The following is a 14051-nucleotide window of genomic DNA, read 5'->3' as shown; positions in this document are numbered from 1 at the left end:
GGACGTGGCAAAAAGCACCCGCCAGTATGTTTTTGAAGGCATGGAACTGCTGCCGTCGGCGCTGATCCCTTTCGTTGAAAAGCGGTTGGAGACTTCGCTCAAGGGCCATTGGCAATTGGAGGTGGTCGAGCGTGTCCAAGGACTCCGCCCGAATTCTGCTGGAGAAGTGGGGTGGGATCAGCAAGGGTTGTTGAAGACCATGATGGCCTTCTGGAGGGACGCATTCGCGAACGTCCTTGGTCATCCGGAACGGTCCTACGTGTCCGAACTGCTCGATGTACGTAACAAGCTCTCGCACAACGAGAATTTTACCTACGATGATGCCGAGCGCGCGCTCGATTCCATGCGTCGCTTGATGGAGGCAATTAGCGCGGGTGATGTCGCCGAGCAGCTTGGCAAGATGCGCGACACCATCCTTCGGACGAAGTTTAGCGAACTGGCCCGCAATGAGGAGCGGCGCAAAACCCAGCGCCTTGAAATCTCGGTCGAAACGGTCGCGGGGCTGCTGCCGTGGCGAGAAGTGGTCGAGCCGCATCAGGATGTCGCCACTGGTGAGTTCCAGCAGGCCGAGTTTGCAGCCGATCTCGCCAAGGTTCATTCGGGGAGCGCGCCGTCAGAATATCGCGATCCGCGTCAGTTCTTCAGCCGCACCTATCTGACCGAGGGCTTGAGTACGCTGTTGATCGGGGCCGCAAAGCGACTGACCGGTAGCGGCGGCGATCCCGTCGTCGAACTGCAAACCAACTTCGGTGGCGGCAAGACGCACTCCATGCTCGCCCTCTATCATATGGCGGGCCAGACGCCGGTGCAGGACCTGTCGGGCCTCGACCAATTGTTCGACAACAACGGGCTGACGGTTCCGAAGAATATCCGCCGCGCGGTGCTGGTCGGCACGTCGCGGGGGCCGCAGGACGTGCTCATCGCCGAGGGCGACCGGAAGATCCGCACGACCTGGGGTGATCTGGCTTGGCAGCTAGGCGGCGCCGAAGCCTTCGACATGGTTGCGGAAAATGACGCTAGTGGCATCGCGCCGGGCTCGAATCTGCTGGAGGCGCTGTTCAAGAAATATGCGCCGTGCCTGATCCTGATCGACGAATGGGTCGCTTATCTCCGCCAGATCTACAAGGTCGAGGGGCTGCCGTCGGGGTCGTTCGACGCGAACCTGTCCTTCGTACAGTCGCTCACGGAGGCGGTGAAAGCCAGCCCCGGCACGCTGCTCGTGGCTTCCCTGCCTGCGTCGCAGATCGAAGTGGGTGGCGAAGGTGGGCAAGAAGCCCTCGCTCGTCTCAAGCAGACCTTCAGCCGCGTGGAATCCTCGTGGAGGCCGGCGAGTCAGGAAGAAAGCTATGAGATCGTGCGGCGACGGCTGTTCAAGGAAATTCCGGGCGACAAGTTCCATCACCGTGACAACACGCTGAAGCAGTTCGCCAAGATGTACCGGGAGAATGCCAACGATTTCCCGCAAGGCTGTGCGGATGAGGACTACCGGCGCAAGCTGGAGAAGGCTTATCCGATCCATCCCGAGTTATTCGATCAGCTTTATACGAGCTGGGGATCGCTCGAGAAATTCCAGCGCACGCGCGGTGTGCTGCGCCTGATGGCGCAGGCAATCCATGAGCTTTGGATGAGCGGCGATCCGTCGGTAATGATCATGCCGGGCAGCGTGGCGGTCAGTTCGCCTCGCGTCGAACCGGAACTGCTCCATTATCTTGATGTGAGCTGGCAGGCGATCATCGCCGGCGATGTCGATGGCACGACATCCACGCCGTACAAGGTCGATCAGTCGGCACCCAATCTCAATCGCTATTCGGCGACACGTCGTGTCGCCCGCGCGATCTTCATGGGGACCGCTCCGACGGCGCAGCAGCAGAACACCGGTCTCGACGACAAGCAGATCAATCTCGGCGTCGTGCAGCCCGGCGAGCGTCCTGCAATCTTCGGTGATGCGCTGAGGCGCCTGACCAACCAGGCCAAGTTCATGCATGCCGATCTTGGACGGTATTGGTACTCGATGTCGGCGAGCCTCAACAGGATCGCGGCTGACAAGGCCGCACAGATCGAGGCGGCGCTGGTTGACGTGACAATCGATGCCGAACTTGGGAAATATGTGTATGGCCTCGCCGATCGCGGGCATTTCGACGCCGTGCAGGTCGCGCCGGCGACATCGGCCGAAGTGCCAGATGAGGCCGGCGGCGTGCGCGCTGTGGTGCTGGGCGTCAAATATCCGCACAATGGGCGCGAGGGGTCGGATGCGCTCGTCGAAGCGAAAGACATTCTTACTCAGCGCGGCAGCACGCCGCGGGTCTATCGCAATACGTTGGTGTTCATAGCCGCGGAGGCGCGCCAGCTTGATCATCTCAAAGACGCCGTGCGTGCCTCTCTTGCCTGGGGCGAAATCGTCCGCGACACGGAGCGGCTGAACCTGACCCAGAGCGACAGCGCGCTGGCCAAGGCGAAGTTGGCTGAAGCGAATGAGACGATGAAGACGCGCCTGAAAGAGGCGTGGTGCTACCTGCATTATCCCGCACAGGAGAGCGCCCAAGCCGACTGGGAATGGGTTTCGGGTAAGATCCCGGCACAGGACGGGTTGTTAGCACGCGCAAGCAAGAAGCTGGTAGCGGAAGAAGGCTTGCTCACCGAGCTCGGGCCTGCACGTCTCGACCGCGATCTCCAGAAATATATCTGGAACGACAAGCCGCATTTGTCGCTGAAGGATTTGCGGGAATATCTCAACCGCTACATCTATCTGCCGCGCCTCAAAGGTCAGGACGTGCTGGTCAAAGCCGTACAGGCGGCAGTAAGCGGCATGTTGCCGGGGCCGTTCGCCTATGCCGAGCGATGGGACGAAAAGTCCGACACCTATCTGGGACTGGCTATCGAACGAGCGGTCAACGCCGTGGTCGTGATCGACAGTGACAGCGTCATCGTGACGCCTGCGGTGGCGGAAGCTCACCGTCCGGTGCCGGCTCAGCCTGGGACGGGCGGCACTTCCCCCGTAACCAGCGACGGCACGCCGGCACCCGATGGCCAACCCACGGACGGCACGACAACGACGCCTCCCCCGGAAAAGAAGCCGACACGCTTCTCCGGCGCCGTGATGATCTCGCCGGAGCGCCCTGCCCGAGACATCCATCAGATCGTCGAAGCTATTGTCGAACAGCTCACGACGCTGCCAGGAAGTCAGGTGAAGCTCAGGCTCGAAATCGAGGCGGAAGTGCCTGATGGTCTTGAGCGCGCCAAGGTGCGGACGTTGGTCGAGAATGCCAACACACTTGGATTCCTAGAGAAATCCGTAGAGTAATAGTTCGGTCGGCGTTCTCCGGTGTGCGGGGTAGCGCCGACCGAACTATGTCGCCACGCTGGGAAGATGCTTTGGCAGGCCTCCCAGCGTCTCAGTCAAGCATTCGGGATAAGGGGGCTGCCCGGACGATTTCCAGGTGTGAGTATGAACTTTCGACATCTGCGCTATTTCGTGGCGGCTTCCGAGCATGGGAGTTTCCGCAAGGCGGGCGCGGCTCTGGGCGTACAGGAGTCCACCATCAGCCGCCGGATTCGCGACATGGAAGACGGGCTTGGCTCGGCCCTGTTTCACCGTCACAGTGGCGGTGTATGCCTGACCGTTGCTGGACAGCGGCTTTTGTCGAAAGCGCAAAAGGTTCTTCGATACATCAATGAAGGCGCGGAGATCGTGGACGCGGTAGGACGTGGCGCGGAAGGTCAATTGCGCGTGGGAATCTTCTCGTCCCTGGCATCGGGTTTCCTCCAGGATCTTCTCCGGACCTTCGCGGCAGAGCACCCCAGTATCCATGTCGAGGTTGCCGACGGCAATCCCGCGGAGCATGTCGCCGCGATCCGGCAGTTTCGCTTGGACATCGCCTTTCTCACAGGGACGCTGGAGTGGCCCCGATGCGAGACCACCTACCTCTGGTCGGAGCGTGTTTTCGTGGTGCTGCCGGAGACACATGCTCTCGCCGTGAAGGAGGAAGTGAATTGGCAGGATCTCGCGCACGAGACCTTCATCGTCAGCGATGTGCCGCCGGGCCAGGAAATCCATGACTATCTGGTGCAGCGGGTCGCCGATCTAGGCCACCATCCGAAGATTCATGCGCAGTTTGTCGGGCGCGACAATTTGTTGACGCTCGTCGCGATCGGCAGCGGGCTCACAGTCATGAGCGAGGCTGCAACAGCAGCCCATGTGCCGGGCATCTGCTATCGGCCGATCATTGGCGAGGTTCTTCCCTTCAACGGCGTTTGGTCGCCAGAGAATGACAACCCGGCGCTCAGGCGCTTCGTCAGCATGGCGAAGACGATGGCGTGGCGTCAGGGCGTGGATTTATGAACCGGCATCGCCCATGGGTTTCGCCCGGCGAGCCTTGGCGAACCCGCGATCGGTGGCGATGAAGCGCTCCAGCATCGGCACGATCAGTTGGACGGGATCGCGTACAGGCTGGCCGGTCTGCCGGCCCAGCACCTCGGCATAGGCGGTGAGATCGCGGTGAAGCGAGGCCGGCAGCTCCAGTGCGGCCTTGACGGGCTTTTCCGCCATGATTGGACCGAGCTTCAATTTCGTCATGTCAGCCTCCGTAGGGTTCGAGGATGAGATCGCGGGTGACGACGACGCGGACAGGAAAGCCCGGCCGAATGGTCAGGGTCGGCGCGACCTGGAGCTGGCGGCGGATGATTTGCTGGCCGGCGTCATTGATGGTGTCCTGTCCGCCATTGCGGATGGCGCGCAAAAGCCGGTCGTCGTCATCGACGGCGAGTTCCGCGCCGACCGATAGCAGCGTGGAGAGACCGGCGGCCTTGGCGAGATCCCACCAGTGATAGTCCACGCCATCCTCCAGACCCGCATGGCCTATCGGATCGGCGCCAGGCTGGCGTTCCAGCACGATCGAGCGGCCATTCGGGAAAATCAGGCGGCTCCACACGAGCAGGACGCGGCGTTGCCCGTAGCCGACATCGTTGCTGTACTCGCCGATGATCCGCGTGCCCTGGGGAACGACGAGGATGCGGCCAGTCGGGCTGTCATAGATGCTCTCCGTCACCTGCGCGGTGATCTGGCCCGGCAGGTCGGAGCGGATGCCGGTGATGAGCGCGGCCGAAATGACTGCGCCCGCCTGGAGAATATAGGGTGATGCTGGCGCCATGACGCGATCGGCCGCCGCCGTGCGTCGGTCAACGGGGGCGCCCAGGAAGGCGAGCTGGCGATCCTGCGCGCTGGGTGCGCCCGGTTGCTGCCCCTGCGCCAGGCCGGCGAGCGGACCGACGCCCATGCTCGCCGGCATTGCCGGCGTGGAGCCGGGGCCGCTCTGGAAGAAGACGCGACTGGTGCGAGCGGCTTCGAGTTCGGCCAAACGACGCTGCTCCTCGGGATCGGCCTGGGGCGTCGCCATGGCGGGCGGCATGACGGGCTGGCCGCGGTTCTGCGCATTGAGGATCGGCCGACCGAGATCTCCGGGCAGCGCCGGACCCAGGACTGGCCCGGTATAGTCGCGCGGCAAGCCAGCCAGGCCATCGGCCGTCGCGCGATTGTCGGTCGAATAGAGTTCTTCGCTGGCTTTGCCGGTATCGCGGGTCTGGAGTGCGTAGACGAGCGCGCCGCCGATGCTGAGGCTGACGACGAGGCCGATGCTCGCGAGAACTTTGCGCGACAGGCGGGTCACGCGCGGCGGTTCGGCGCGCAGCCGCATGGGAGCGGCTGCATCGGCAGCAGGAGTCGTCGGATGTTCCTGTTCTGCGCTGTCGTTGTCAGTGTCGCTCATGATGCGGGCTTCCCATCGGTTCGCACGATCCTGACCGTCTGCTGGCGATCGCCACTGCCGAGACGCAGCTCGGCGGCGCCGAAGATGCGGTCGACGATCAGGATGTTCTGGTGGACACGGCTGTTGACGATCTGCGGCTCGCCATCGGAGCCGAGCACGAAGATCGGCGGCATCTCGCCCTGAGCGATGCCGCGCGGAAACTCGACATAGACACGCCTGCCATCATCATAGGCCGTGATTGGCCGCCAGGGGGGTGTGTCGCCGGCAATGCCGTATCGGTAGTGACGCGCTGCGGCCGCAGGAATGATCGGCGTTGCCGGCATGCTGGCGCGCTGCGACGCTGGGGGCGCGGGATAGGCCCAGGCGACCGCCGGCATATAGGGGTTCTGGCCCGCCCGCAGTTCGAGCATGTAGATGCGCCGATCCGTCGTGATGACCAAGTTCGTCGTGATGTCGGGGCGCGTCGGTTTGACGAGAATATGGACGCGGCGTGCGAGCCCGGACCCGCTCTCGGTGTCGCCGATGATCCAGCGGGCGGTATCACCGGCGGCGATCGGACCCGCGCCTGTCAGGCTTTCACCGGGCTCGAGCGCGATGTTGGTGACCTGTCCGGGCGACGCATACACCTGATAGAGCGCTCCTTCGCTCCAGGGGTAGATCTGGATGGAATTGTAGTAGCCTTCGCGCCGGGGCTCGACGCGCGCGGCGGCATTGGCGTTCCCGACCCGACCGATCGGCGTGCCCGCGGCGGTTCCGCCATGCGCGACGGTCCAGGCGGGCGGCGTATGGAGTGGACGTGGCGGTTGTTCCGCGACGGGTGCCGGTACGGCCGGCAAGGGCGGCACATCGTTGTCGTAACTGATGGTGGGAGGCTTGAACGTCGCGCATCCCGCCAACGTCGTTGCGGAAATCAGCACCATCGCCAAGGTGGCTTTGCGGAAAGCCGGCGGGCCGGACCTGCGGATAGACATGCTCATTGGGCCATCTCCCGCGACCAGGAGATGGCGTTGACATAGATCCCGAGCGGGTTCGCGCGCAGCCGTTCGGCGTCGCGAGGCGTCTGGATGACGATGGTGAGGATCGCGGTCCAGCGTTCGGAACCGGCTAGCTGGCCGTTCTCGTAACGCTTTTCGATCCAGGCCACGCGGAAGGAATCAGGCGAGGCGCGCAGGACGCTGGAAACCTCGACCGCGATCTGCTGGCGGCCGACCTTGGTGAAGGGATCGTTGGCCCGGGCATAGTCATTGAGAGACGCCGCGCCACGGTCTGTCGTCCATTCATAGGCGCGCAGCCAGTTCTGGCGCACGATGATGGGGTCGGCCGGAATCGAGCGCACCTGCTCGATGAAGCGGGCGAGATGCCAGGCGATCTGCGGGTCGGTCGGCCGATAGTCAGCCGTCGCCGGCGCCACCGATTGCGCCTGCCCGAGGCGATCGACCTGGACCACCCAGGGCACGACGGTCCCGCGCGCCGATTGCCAGACGAGTGCGGCAGCAAAGCCAGCAGACAGGAACAGCGAACCGAACGCCATGATGCGCCAGTTCCTGGCCTGGACGCGGGCCGAACCGATACGCTCGTCCCATACCTGGGCCGCCCTTTGATAGGGCGTTTGGGGTTCAGGAGATTTCCCATAGTGGGCAGCGGGTCGCTTGAAGAGGCTCATGAGCGGTCACTTTCGGAAAGGTTGACGGAGGAACCGCCGCCATGGCTGTCGCCGGAACGGACGGCGTGGGCCGCAAGCGTGGTCCCGTGGCCGAGGGACTGGCTCCGCTTCATGCGCTTGGCCCAGTCGGGCGGCCCTTCGCGGGGCGTGGTTGCGGACTGGCCCGCGGTCTGCGAACCGGCAATCGCATCCATGGTCGAGGAACCGCCCGTTGCGCCGAAGCCGGCCTTGGCGCCTGCGGAGAAGCTGGATTTGACGCTCTCGGCAGCGCGCGAAGCCGCGCGTTTCAGCGGTGACACGGTGGCCGCTCCCGCCGCGCGGGCGACACCGCCGAGACCGGATGCGACGCCCGCGACGCCGGACTGACCGAGAGAGCCGAGACTGTAGGCGGAGGCGGCGCCCCCTGCGGCAGCCGCACCACCGCGCACAGCGGCCGCACCCCCGGACATCGCAGCCGCTCCGCCCTTCAGGGCAAGGCCAGTGGCGCCACCGGCGGCGAGTGCTGCGCCGCCTACCGCAAGGCCGGTGCCGACGGCCGCGCCCGCGCCGAGCTGAGGCCCGCCGCTGACGAGACCGGCTGCGATTCCGGGGCCGAAGATACCAAGTCCGAGCAGCGAAAGGGCCGCAAGCACGATCGCCATGGCGTCGTCGACGGTGGGCGTCGCGCCGCCGAACCCTGCGGTGAACTGGCTGAAGAGGGTCGAGCCGATGCCGATGATGACGGCGAGAACCAGCACCTTGATGCCCGAAGAGACGACATTGCCGAGCACGCGCTCGGCCATGAAGGCGGTCTTTCCGAACAGTCCGAACGGGATGAGCACGAAGCCGGCGAGCGTCGTCAGTTTGAATTCGATCAGGGTGACGAAGAGCTGGATGGCCAGGATGAAGAAGGCGAGCAGCACCAGCGCCCAGGCAAAAAGCAGGCAGGCGATCTGGATGAAGTTCTCGAAGAAGGCGACCCATCCCATCAGATCGGAGATGGATTCGAGCAGGGGACGCGCAGCGTCGAGCCCGGTTTGCGCGACCTTGCCGGGACGCATCAGATCCTGTGCGGTAAAGCCCGTGCCGGAGGCTTTGAGGCCCAGCCCGGCGAACGAGTCGAAGACGATCCTGGCGAGGTTGTTCCAGTTGCCGATCAGATAGGCGAAGACGCCGACGAACATCGTCTTCTTGACCAGTCGGGCGATGATGTCGTCATCCGCGCCCCAGCTCCAGAACAGGGCGGCGAGCGTCACGTCGATGACGATGAGCGTCGTGGCGATGAACGCGACGTCGCCGCCGAGCAGCCCGAACCCGCTATTGATGTAGGAGGTGAAGACCCCCAGGAAATTGTCGATGACGCCTGCGCCGCCCATGGCTCACTGACCTTCCGACGGCTGTTTGGCGGATGCCGGGGCGCGGCCGAGAAAGCGGTCGCGGCTTTCGGCCCAGATACGCATGCAATGCGCATCACTGGCCGCGGCCTGGCCAAGCTGCTGGCACCGGCGTTGGTCCTCGCGGAGCGGATCGCGCGCGGATTCGGCAGCACGGGCGGGCTCCCTGTCCGGGGGCGTTTCCGTCCGGGTCATCTCGATTGCCGTCGCCGTGATCGCGAGCGATACGAAGACCACCGCACCGAGCCGGGCCAACATCTTGCCATCCATGGCCGAGCCCTCAGTTGTCGTTGCCGAACATCTGTGCGTTGCCCGGCTGATAGCCCGAACCGGGTGTGAGGAAGCGGCGACGTTGTTCCCGGCCCTGGTCGGCGGCCGTCGCACGGTCCGCTTCCGTCAGTGCGGCGGCGCGGCCATTTGCCGAGATCAGTGCGATCAGGTCGGAGAGCTGCTGCGATTGCAACGCGAGAAGCTGATTGCCGGCCTGGGTCGCCTGCAACGCGCCTTGCGCGCCCTGGCTCTGGGAGACGAGCGCCGACATTTCGGCGCGGTTGGCGTCGATATTGGTAACGACGCCCGCCTGGACGCGCATGGCGTCCTGCAAACCGCCCACGGTGTTCTGCCAGCGCGTGCGGGCATCGGTCACGAGCTTGGTGTCGCTCGCCGAGAGGGAGACGCGGCCATATTGTTGCTGGAACATTCGATCGACGGTCTGGACGTCGAAGGCGATGTTCTGCGCCTGCTGGAGGAGCTGCTGGGTGCGCTGGACGTTCTGCTGAATCTGCTGGAGTGCCGAATAGGGCAGGTTCGCCAGATTCCTGGCCTGGTTGATGAGGCCCTGCGCCTCGTTCTGTAGCGAGCGGATCTGGTTGTTGATCTGCTCGAGCGAGCGCGCCGCCGTCAGGACATTTTGCGCATAGTTGGTCGGATCATAGACGATGCCGCCAAAGCCGAACTGCGCATGCGCCGGCGCCGTCAGGATCGGCGAGACGGCGATCGGCATCGCAAACAGCAATGCCGCGAACGGCAATGCGCGCTGGCGTGAGCCTTTGGGCCGTGAACCTTGGGTGGCCTTCATGTGATTACTCCTTCTCGGGCTGCGGGGGGATGAGGTTCGTCAGGTCGGGGATGAGGTCCGCGGCCCATTCAGCGCCGCGCTGGCGCAGCCACGCGGCGAGGAAGCCCTCGCGGCCATGTTCAGCGAGGGTGCGCGCGATCGCGGATTGGTCGGTCTTGGCGGATGCCGCGACGAGTGCGAGGCCGACTTCCGACAGGCCCAGCTCGAAGAGGCGATTGCCCTTGCGGCTCTGGCAGTAGTAGTCGCGCTTCGGTGTCGCGCGGGCGAGGATCTCGATCTGTCGGTCGTTGAGCCCAAACCGGCGATAGATCTCCGTAATCTGCGGCTCGATCGCCCGCTCGTTTGGCAGCAGCAGCCGTGTCGGGCAGCTCTCGATGATGGCGGGCGCGATGCTGCTGTTGTCGATGTCGGACAGCGATTGCGTGGCGAAGATGACGCTGGCGTTCTTCTTGCGCAGCGTTTTCAGCCATTCGCGCAATTGCCCGGCGAAGGCGTCGTCGTCGAGCGCGAGCCAGCCCTCGTCGATGACGAGCAAGGTCGGGGCGCCATCGAGCCGGTCACCGATCCGGTGGAACAGGTAGGCGAGCACGGCTGGCGCCGAGCCGGTCCCGACCAGCCCCTCAATCTCGAACGCCTGGACCGACGCCGATCCGAGATGCTCGGTTTCGGCGTCGAGCAGCCGTCCGTAGGGGCCGCCGACGCAGTAGGGCCGCAACGCCTGCTTCAGGTCGTTGGATTGGAGCAGGACCGTGAAACCGGTGATGGTGCGTTCTTCGACGGGCGCCGAGGCCAGCGAGGAAAGTGCCGACCAGAGATGCTCCTTCACGTCAGGCGTGATGGCGATGCCCTCGCGGATCAGGATGGCGGCGATCCAGTCGGCCGCCCATGCGCGTTCGGAGGTATCGTGGACACGGGCGAGCGGTTGCAGTGAGACCGAGGACGCCGCGCCGTCTGTCAGGTCGCCGCCGAGATCGTGCCAGTCGCCGCCCATGGCGAGCGCGGCAGCGCGGATCGAACCGCCGAAATCGAAAGCGAAGACCTGGGAGCCTTCATAGCGCCGGAACTGCAACGCCATAACGGCGAGCAGAACAGATTTGCCGGCGCCCGTCGGGCCGACCACCAGGGTATGACCGACGTCGCCGACGTGCAGGGACAACCGGAACGGGGTCGAGCCCTCGGTCTTGCCGAACAGCAAGGGGGGCGACCCGAAATGCTCGTCCCGTTCCGGCCCCGCCCACACCGCTGACAGCGGGATCATGTGGGCGAGATTCAGCGTCGAGATGGGGGGCTGGCGCACGTTGGCATAGACGTGGCCCGGCAATGAACCCAGCCAGGCATCGACGGCGTTGATGGTTTCGGTCATCGCGGTGAAGTCGCGGCCCTGGACGACCTTCTCGACGAGACGAAGTTTCTCGTCCGCGATACGCGGATCATCGTCCCAGACCGTGATCGTGGCGGTTACATAGGTCTGGCCGGCGTAGTCGGCGCCGAGTTCCTGAAGCGCGAGGTCCGCGTCCGCCGCCTTGTTGGCGGCGTCGGTGTCGACCAGCGCGGACGCCTCGTTGGTCATCACCTCCTTGAGGATTGCGGCGATGCTTTTGCGCTTCGCGAACCACTGGCGGCGGATCTTGGTCAGCAGCTTGGTGGCGTCGGTCTTGTCGAGCAGGATCGCGCGCGTCGACCAGCGATAGGGAAAGGCCAGCCGATTGAGATCATCGAGAATGCCAGGCGTGGTCGCGGTCGGGAAGCCGACGATGGTGAGAATGCGCAAGTTAGCGGCGCCGAGGCGGGGTTCGAGGCCTCCTGTCAGCGGCTGATCGGCCAGGAGTGCGTCGAGATAGACCGGGGTTTCCGGCACCCGAACGCGATGCCGTTTGGTCGATACCGTCGAGTGGAGATAGGTCAGCGTCTCGCCGCTATCGAGCCAGGCGCATTCGGGCATGAAGCCGTCGAACAGCGCCAGCACCCGATCGGTCCGGTCAACGAAGACCTTGAGGGTTTCGTTCGGATCGATGCCGGTGCGTTCGCGCCCCTCGTAGAGCCAGGATTCGGTGCGCGCGGCATCCTCGGCCGGCGGCAGATAGGTGAGCGTAAGGAAATAGCCGGAGACATAATGCGCGCCGGCCTCCTCGAAATCGGCCTTGCGCTCGGCATCGAGGAGCGCGGAGGCGGCGTCGGGAAACCGGTCCGAGGGGTAGGTCGACGCCTCGTGGCGCTGCGCTTCGACGAAGATGGCCCAGCCCGACCCGAGACGGCGGAAGGCGTTGTTGAGCCGCCCGGCGACAGCGACCAGTTCGGCCGCGACCGCCGAGTCGAGATCTGGGCCACGGAAACGCGCCGTCCGCTGGAACGAACCATCCTTGTTGAGGACGACCCCTTCGGCGACGAGCGCGACCCAAGGCAAAAAGTCCGCGAGGCGGGTTGCCGTGCGGCGATATTCGGCAAGGTTCATCATAGCAGCGCACCTCCTCAGACGGACAGGTGAGCGGGGATGCGCAGATGGCGGCGGCCGACTTCGACGAAGAGCGGATCACGCTTGGCTGCCCACACCGCTGCGATATGGCCGATGGCCCAGATCGCCAGACCGACCAGCCAGAGGCGCAGGCCAAGGCCGATCGCGCCGGCGAGCGTGCCGTTCATGATGGCCAGCGCACGCGGTGCGCCGCCGAGCAGGATGTGCTCGGTCAGCGCCCTGTGAACCGGGACGGTGAAGCCCGGCACTTCGCCAAGCTGTTCGAGCGTCGCGGTCATCAGACGAGCGCTCCGCCGCCGAACGAGAAGAACGACAGGAAGAACGAACTGGCGGCAAAGGCGATCGACAGGCCGAAGACGATCTGGACGAGCCTGCGGAAGCCGCCGGACGTGTCGCCGAAGGCGAGCGTCAGCCCGGTAACGATGATGATGATGACGGCGATGATCTTGGCGACCGGGCCTTCGATCGATTCCAGGATCGACTGGAGCGGCGCTTCCCACGGCATCGAGGAGCCGGAGGCATGCGCGGCCGAGGTGAACATCAGGCTCAGGGAAACGGCGGCGGCCGCGTTGGCCATAGTGCGACAGCCGCGCGAGAGAGTGCGGATCATGACAGGTCTCCTGTTGGGTTGGGGGTGGCCGGACGGATGCTGTAGTCGCCGTCGGGGCCGAGCCCTTCGACGCGGGTAAGTTCGGCAAGGCGGCGCGCGGAGCCGCGGCCGGAGAGGACAGCGACGAGGTCGATGGTCTCCGCGATCAGCGCGCGCGGGACCGTGACGACGGCTTCCTGGATGAGTTGTTCGAGGCGGCGCAGCGCCCCGATGCCGGTGCCGGCATGGATGGTGCCGATGCCGCCAGGGTGGCCGGTGCCCCAGGCCTTGAGGAGATCGAGCGCCTCGGCGCCGCGCACCTCGCCGATGGGGATGCGATCGGGGCGCAGGCGCAGTGAGGAGCGGACCAGTTCGGAGAGTGTTGCGACGCCATCTTTCGTCCGCATGGCGACGAGGTTGGGCGCGGCGCATTGAAGTTCGCGCGTATCCTCGATGATGACGACCCGATCCGTAGACTTCGCCACCTCGGCGAGGAGCGCGTTGGTGAGCGTGGTCTTGCCTGTCGACGTTCCGCCGGCGACGAGGATGTTGGCGCGTGAGGCGACGGCGCTGCGGAGAATCGCGGCCTGGTCGGCGGACATGATGCCCGCGGCGACATATGCCTCGAGCGTGAAAACCGCGACGGCCGGCTTGCGGATCGCGAAGGCGGGTGCGGCGACGACGGGTGGCAGCAAGCCTTCGAAGCGCTCGCCGGTTTCCGGCAGCTCGGCGGAGACACGCGGACTGCGCGGATGCACCTCGACCCCGACATGGTGGGCGACCAGACGCACGATGCGTTCGCCATCGGCGGCCGACATCCGCTCTCCTGTATCGGAGAGCCCCTCGGACAGCCGGTCCACCCACAGGCGCCCATCCGGGTTCAGCATGATCTCGACGACGGCGGGATCTTCGAGCAGATGGGCGATGGTCGACCCGAGTGCGGTGCGCAGCATACGCGCCCCGCGTGCGAATGCCTCCGGTTTCTGGTTGATCGTGGTCATCTCGCCCCACTTTCTCGCGGGGCCGAAAAGGCGGTCCCCGGATCGGGGACGATTAAAAGAGCCCTGAATCAGGCCAGTTCAACAAGTATCGCTCGTCGTAGTGGTGTAGCGT

At 65.0% G+C, this 14051-nt stretch carries 13 protein-coding genes; 2 read left to right on the top strand and 11 right to left on the bottom strand.

Annotated elements, in window-relative coordinates; genetic code table 11:
• Positions 1-4 precede the first annotated feature (4 nt).
• Positions 5-3301, top strand: coding sequence for a DUF499 domain-containing protein (locus SCLO_RS13925; RefSeq protein ID WP_066520604.1), 3297 nt, complete (start codon positions 5-7; stop codon positions 3299-3301).
• 144 nt (positions 3302-3445) lie between these two features.
• A complete protein-coding gene (locus SCLO_RS13920) occupies positions 3446-4339 on the top strand; it encodes a LysR family transcriptional regulator (RefSeq protein WP_066520606.1) in 894 nt (297 codons plus the stop codon).
• Here SCLO_RS13920 and SCLO_RS13915 read toward each other — a convergent pair.
• The 11 genes from SCLO_RS13915 to trbB are packed head-to-tail and all read right to left on the bottom strand — an operon-like array spanning position 4334 to position 13939.
• Complete coding sequence (locus SCLO_RS13915; protein ID WP_066520609.1) at positions 4334-4573, bottom strand: DUF2274 domain-containing protein; 240 nt, start codon at positions 4571-4573, stop codon at positions 4334-4336. The two genes, SCLO_RS13920 and SCLO_RS13915, sit on opposite strands and share 6 nt — an antisense overlap.
• Position 4574: 1 nt before the next feature.
• Complete coding sequence (locus tag SCLO_RS13910; RefSeq protein ID WP_066520611.1) at positions 4575-5762, bottom strand: TrbI/VirB10 family protein; 1188 nt, start codon at positions 5760-5762, stop codon at positions 4575-4577.
• Positions 5759-6739 carry a P-type conjugative transfer protein TrbG gene (gene trbG / locus SCLO_RS13905; protein ID WP_066520617.1) on the bottom strand — a complete coding sequence of 327 codons (981 nt, stop codon included), beginning with the start codon at positions 6737-6739 and terminating at the stop codon, positions 5759-5761. The genes SCLO_RS13910 and trbG overlap by 4 nt, the downstream gene beginning before the upstream one ends.
• Positions 6736-7425: a conjugal transfer protein TrbF gene (gene trbF, locus SCLO_RS13900; protein ID WP_066520620.1), complete on the bottom strand. Its 690-nt coding sequence runs from the start codon at positions 7423-7425 to the stop codon at positions 6736-6738. The genes trbG and trbF overlap by 4 nt, the downstream gene beginning before the upstream one ends.
• Positions 7422-8780: a P-type conjugative transfer protein TrbL gene (gene trbL / locus SCLO_RS13895; protein WP_066520622.1), complete on the bottom strand. Its 1359-nt coding sequence runs from the start codon at positions 8778-8780 to the stop codon at positions 7422-7424. The genes trbF and trbL overlap by 4 nt, the downstream gene beginning before the upstream one ends.
• 3 nt (positions 8781-8783) lie before the next feature.
• Positions 8784-9068: a putative entry exclusion protein TrbK-alt gene (gene trbK-alt, locus SCLO_RS13890; RefSeq protein ID WP_066520624.1), complete on the bottom strand. Its 285-nt coding sequence runs from the start codon at positions 9066-9068 to the stop codon at positions 8784-8786.
• A 10-nt stretch (positions 9069-9078) separates the two neighbouring features.
• Positions 9079-9876, bottom strand: coding sequence for a P-type conjugative transfer protein TrbJ (gene trbJ, locus SCLO_RS13885; protein ID WP_066520625.1), 798 nt, complete (start codon positions 9874-9876; stop codon positions 9079-9081).
• A gap of 4 nt (positions 9877-9880) precedes the next feature.
• Positions 9881-12331, bottom strand: coding sequence for a conjugal transfer protein TrbE (gene trbE / locus SCLO_RS13880; protein WP_066520626.1), 2451 nt, complete (start codon positions 12329-12331; stop codon positions 9881-9883).
• 14 nt (positions 12332-12345) lie between these two features.
• Positions 12346-12627, bottom strand: coding sequence for a VirB3 family type IV secretion system protein (locus SCLO_RS13875; RefSeq protein WP_066520631.1), 282 nt, complete (start codon positions 12625-12627; stop codon positions 12346-12348).
• The gene (locus tag SCLO_RS13870; RefSeq protein WP_066520632.1) at positions 12627-12959 is read right to left on the bottom strand and encodes a TrbC/VirB2 family protein; all 333 of its coding nucleotides are present in this window, start codon (positions 12957-12959) and stop codon (positions 12627-12629) included. The genes SCLO_RS13875 and SCLO_RS13870 overlap by 1 nt, the downstream gene beginning before the upstream one ends.
• Entirely contained in the window at positions 12956-13939 is a 984-nt protein-coding gene (gene trbB / locus SCLO_RS13865) for a P-type conjugative transfer ATPase TrbB (protein WP_066520633.1), read from the bottom strand. Before trbB ends, SCLO_RS13870 begins: the two co-directional genes overlap by 4 nt.
• Positions 13940-14051 lie beyond the last annotated feature (112 nt).

Source organism: Sphingobium cloacae (genome assembly GCF_002355855.1).
Classification (GTDB): Bacteria; Pseudomonadota; Alphaproteobacteria; order Sphingomonadales; family Sphingomonadaceae; genus Sphingobium; species Sphingobium cloacae.
Note: the sequence above shows the minus strand (reverse complement) of the source record. Positions and strands in the feature narration are given on the sequence as shown.